This is a genomic window from [Phormidium] sp. LEGE 05292 (genome assembly GCF_015207735.1).
Lineage (GTDB): Bacteria > Cyanobacteriota > Cyanobacteriia > Cyanobacteriales > Aerosakkonemataceae > Floridanema.
Genome location: NZ_JADEWG010000264.1, coordinates 1 through 4949 on the forward strand (window position 1 = coordinate 1; position 4949 = coordinate 4949).

Annotated in this window: 4 protein-coding genes; all 4 read left to right on the forward strand. The window is 44.9% G+C overall.

The features are described 5' to 3' along the window. Positions 1-71: 71 nt before the first annotated feature. The 4 genes from IQ264_RS31505 (at position 72) to IQ264_RS31520 (ending at position 4941) form a co-directional block, all read left to right on the forward strand. On the forward strand, positions 72-1235 hold the full coding sequence (locus IQ264_RS31505) for a GuaB3 family IMP dehydrogenase-related protein (protein WP_193986518.1): 1164 nt from the start codon (positions 72-74) through the stop codon (positions 1233-1235). A 304-nt stretch (positions 1236-1539) separates the two neighbouring features. Continuing rightward, positions 1540-1878 carry a thioredoxin gene (trxA, locus tag IQ264_RS31510; RefSeq protein ID WP_193986520.1) on the forward strand — a complete coding sequence of 113 codons (339 nt, stop codon included), beginning with the start codon at positions 1540-1542 and terminating at the stop codon, positions 1876-1878. A gap of 345 nt (positions 1879-2223) precedes the next feature. Then, positions 2224-3291 carry an LOG family protein gene (locus tag IQ264_RS31515; RefSeq protein ID WP_193986522.1) on the forward strand — a complete coding sequence of 356 codons (1068 nt, stop codon included), beginning with the start codon at positions 2224-2226 and terminating at the stop codon, positions 3289-3291. 336 nt (positions 3292-3627) lie between these two features. Beyond that, the gene (locus tag IQ264_RS31520) at positions 3628-4941 is read left to right on the forward strand and encodes a GNAT family N-acetyltransferase (RefSeq protein WP_193986524.1); all 1314 of its coding nucleotides are present in this window, start codon (positions 3628-3630) and stop codon (positions 4939-4941) included. Positions 4942-4949: the final 8 nt, after the last annotated feature.

Below are 4949 nucleotides of genomic sequence, written 5' to 3' on the forward strand. Positions count from 1 at the left end.
CTGCTCCCCTGCTCCCCTGCCCCAAAATTTGATACCCTAGCTTAAATAACATCTTGGGAACGAGTACGAGCGTGGACATTCAAATTGGGCGAGGTAAAGCTGCTCGCCGAGCATACGGTATTGATGAAATCGCACTAGTGCCAGGGCCTAGAACTTTAGACCCCAGCTTGGCAGACACTCGCTGGCGCATAGGCGGTATTGAGCGAGAAATCCCAATTATTGCCAGTGCGATGGATGGTGTAGTCGATGTACGCATGGCAGTAGAGTTATCACAATTGGGTGCCTTAGGTGTTCTTAACTTAGAGGGCATCCAAACTCGCTATGAAAATCCAGAGCCAATTTTAGATCGAATTGCTTCAGTGGGTAAAGAAGAGTTTGTTCCCCTGATGCAGGAACTTTATGCAACACCTATTAAACCAGAGCTAATTGAGCGACGCATCCAAGAAATTAAACAAAAAGGTGGTATTGCCGCCGTTAGCGCCACCCCCGCCGGAGCCAGTAAATATGGTTTAGTAGTTGCCAATGCGGGAGCAGACTTATTTTTTGTTCAAGCTACTGTCGTTTCAACTTCTCACTTATCCCCAGAGTCAGTAACGCCTTTAGACTTACCGCAGTTTTGTAAAGAAATGCCCATTCCAGTAATTTTGGGTAACTGTGTCACTTACGAAGTTGCCCTCAATTTAATGAAAGCGGGCGCTGCTGCGGTATTAGTAGGTATTGGGCCTGGTGCAGCTTGTACTTCTAGGGGTGTGTTGGGTGTGGGAATACCTCAAGCAACTGCCGTAGCTGATTGTGCTGCTGCCAGAGATGATTATTATCAGGAAACTGGCAATTATGTGGCAGTGATTGCTGATGGTGGTTTAATTACTGGTGGTGATATTTGTAAGTGTATTGCTTGTGGTGCGGATGGAGTAATGATTGGTTCTCCTTTCGCTAGAGCCAAAGAAGCGCCTGGACGTGGTTATCACTGGGGTATGGCTACTCCTAGCCCTGTTTTACCTCGTGGCACTCGGATTCGGGTCGGTTCTACAGGCACATTAAAACAAATTCTTCGCGGGCCAGCTGCGCTTGATGATGGTACTCACAACCTGTTAGGAGCCTTGCAGACCAGTATGGGTACTCTAGGAGCCAAAAACATCAAAGAAATGCAACAAGTCGAGGTGGTAATTGCTCCCTCTCTCTTAACCGAGGGTAAAGTATATCAAAAAGCTCAACAATTGGGTATGGGTAAGTAGTTTTACTCTGAAAATTTAAAGTGAGGAAATTTTCAGCAACCTCTCCAAACTTACCCTAAAAATGATTCTGTGGCCTACAATAGAGAAAGCGGAGACGCATGTTTCCGTTCACTCCTCACACCACACTCCGCCCGGACTAATGTTCGGGCGGTTCCTTTTTTCCCATAGTAATTTTTTACAATCAAAAACTTTCGATTTTCCTAGCCACTCAGAGTTTATCTACCTATGGATAAGAGAACAAAGCTTTTCGGTGTGGTAGAATGCCGAAAGAAATAAAGACAATGTTATGTAAGGAATTTAGGGCATGTCAGCAGCCGCACAAGTTACAGACTCTACTTTTGACGTAGAAGTAGTTGAGAGTGATGTTCCTGTTTTAGTTGACTTTTGGGCTCCTTGGTGTGGGCCTTGCCGTATGGTCGCACCCGTGGTAGATGAAATCGCCGAGCAGTACGCAGGTCAAGTAAAAGTCGTTAAGGTCAATACTGATGAGAATCCCAATGTTGCTACCAAATATGGGATTCGTAGCATTCCGACGCTAATGATCTTCAAAGGCGGTCAGCGCGTTGATATGGTGGTTGGTGCAGTTCCCAAGACTACTTTAGCCCAGACTTTGGAAAAGTACATACGCCCAGACGAAAAGTAACGCTATGCGGAATTTAAAACTCTCAGATTTAAATTTCTGAAAATCTAGAGACTAATCAGTTCAAGTATATTGAATGGTTTAAATCTTTCCGCTGCGATCGACTCATTAGGTGTGATAAGTTCCAAAGAAGCTGAAAAGTTGACTTAGAAGACTGGGAAAGCTGCATAGTTTACTGCTTGTTTAATATAGCGTCTTCGATCGCTGGGATTTAAGACGCTTTTAGCATTTGATGGAAAAGAATATTGTAATAACCCGAACTGGGGTGAAGTTGTGGAGATTTACTGCGACTAAAGGCTACATTCGGGACAGGAAAATCGGTACAATAGAATACCCGATGCGATAATTATGACTATTACACCCTCGTTCAATACAAATGAGTCTTTGCCAGGAGAGTTGGCAGAGTTAATCAATCGGCTACCTACGCATAAATATAAGAAATGGATTGAACAATCATTGGCTACCTTATTACGAATGGGTAGTGGTGAGATCGATCGCCTGGACTGGAAAATTTTAACTGCTTCGTTACTAGATATGGAACGAGGCTTCCAAACTTTTTATCCTTACCGACATATTCGCAAAGTTACCTTTTTTGGTTCGGCTCGGTTGCCATCAGATACACCAGAGTACCAAATGGCTGTAGACTTTGGTCGTCGCGTCACCGAGTTAGGATTCATGTTGATGACTGGTGGCGGCGGCGGGATTATGCAGGCGGGAAATGAAGGTGCAGGGAAAGACAAGTCTTTTGGTTTAAATATTCAGCTGCCTTTTGAACAGTCAGCTAATCACTTTATCGATGGAGATCCCAAGCTAATTCACTTTAAATATTTTTTCACGCGCAAGCTGTTTTTATTACGAGAAAGTGATGCGATCGGGGTTTTTCCTGGTGGTTTTGGGACTCAAGACGAGGCTTTTGAATGTCTGACCCTTTGCCAAACTGGTAGATATGGCCCTGTTCCGTTAATATTGATCGATCGTCCAGGTGGTGATTATTGGACAGACTGGGATGCTTATGTGGACAAGCATTTAGTTAAACGTGGATTAGTCAATCCCGAAGATCGCAGCGTCTATACCATTACAGACGATTTAGATGTAGCTTGTGAAGCGATTACCAGTTTCTATCGAGTTTATCACTCAAGTCGTTACGTTGGGGAACAATTCGTCATTCGCCTCAAGTCCGAACTAAAAGACTCAGATGTTGAATGGTTAAATGAGAATTTCTCAGACATTCTGGTGAAAGGAAAAATTCAAAAAACCTCAGCTTTCCCACAAGAAACAGGTGATGAAAGCTTTGATTTACCTCGTCTAGCGATGTATTTTAATCAACGCGACTTGGGAAGACTTTATCAGATGATTTCGGCTATTAACCGCATGAATCCTACTTCTCCAGAGTCGGAACATCCCGAACGTAAGTAAAAACTAGGGAAGAGAACAGTAAACAGTAGAAAGTTTTGAGTTGTAGGGGCGGGTTTTCGATATGTTAACCCCATAAAACCCACCCTTGTCGAGTGCTACACTGAAACTGGTAATGCCCACCAGTCTTAAAAATCAACAGCAGCGTGAAACTGGCAAGCAAGTCATTTAGCTCAACCCAGATCCGCAGCCCGCTAACTAAAAAACCCGTTTTCTCGGCGGAGTTTTGTAGGTGGAAGATCACATAAACCTCTTCCTTAGCTGTAATAGAATCTGGCTTGAACAAGCAAGAAACTACCGCAGTAATCTTACCAAGGCAAAAGAACAGCCTGAGTGAATATGACCCCATTCCCACCCCAGGAGCCAAAAGTTGCGATCCGTCCCCTACAACGTCGGGACTTAGAAGCGATAAGTGCCATAATCCTAAGCATCGCTGAAGCGAACGCAGACGCTAACGCCAACGAAAAAATTCTCATGCAATCTCCAGAGGCAAATGACCTCGACAGTCTGAATGAGACAAAACAGCATCTAGAACGCCTCAACCAGTGCTACGGGCTATGGAAATTTTTCAGCCTGTTTCCTAACCCATTACGCTATGAATTATGTGCTTATGTTGCTCAGGAAGAACAACAAGTTAGGGGCATGATTCAAGTCAAACCTTTTAATCGTACCCGTAGCACATGGCGAGTAGAAAGGGTAATAGTCGATCGCCAAACGAATAGCCAAACACGCAGCCTAGCAGCAGGTTCCCTACTGCTACGCCACTGCTTTGAAACGATCTGGGAAGCACGTACCTGGTTGCTAGAAGTCAACATCAACGACAAACATACCCTAGCTCTATATCGACAAAATGGATTTCAACCATTAGCGCAGTTAACCGCCTGGGAAATTTCACCATCATTATTAACGGAACTGCAAGAACGAGAGCCAGATTTACCCAACTTGCTGCCAGTGAGTAACGCCGACGCGCAACTGCTCTATCAATTAGATACAGCAGCAATGCCACCATTAGTGCGACAAGTATTCGATCGCCACGTTCAAGATTTTAAAACAGGTTTCTTCAGCGCCCTAATCGAAGGAATGCGCCAATGGTTTAGTAAAACCGAAGTAGTCAGCGGTTACGTATTTGAACCTCAGAGGAAAGCAGCGATCGGCTATTTTCAACTCCAACTCAGTCGGACAGGGAAAGCACCCCACAAAGCTGAAATGACAGTTCACCCAGCTTATACCTGGCTGTATCCAGAACTGCTCTCCCAAATGGCACGCATCGTCCAAGACTTCCCCGCCCAACCCTTACAATTAACTTCCGCTGACTACCAACCAGAACGCGAAGAATTTTTAGAACAGATTGGCGCACAAAGAATCGCCCATACTCTATTAATGTCTCGTTCCGTTTGGCACAAATTGCGCGAATCTAAATTTGCCTTAGAAGGATTGCAATTATCAGAAATGTTGCAAGGCTTACAACGATCGCGTCAACCAGTACCCGGACGAATGTCTTGGTTAAAATCTCCTCACCAACTAGCCACTCCAGAATCAACCCCCTCTCATACTTCCTCTGGAGAAATAGTCAACTACGATGGTGAAGGAGAGCAGGGGAGCAGAGGCGCAGGGGAGCAAGGGAGCAGAGGAGATGGGGAGATGGGGAAATAGGGGACAAG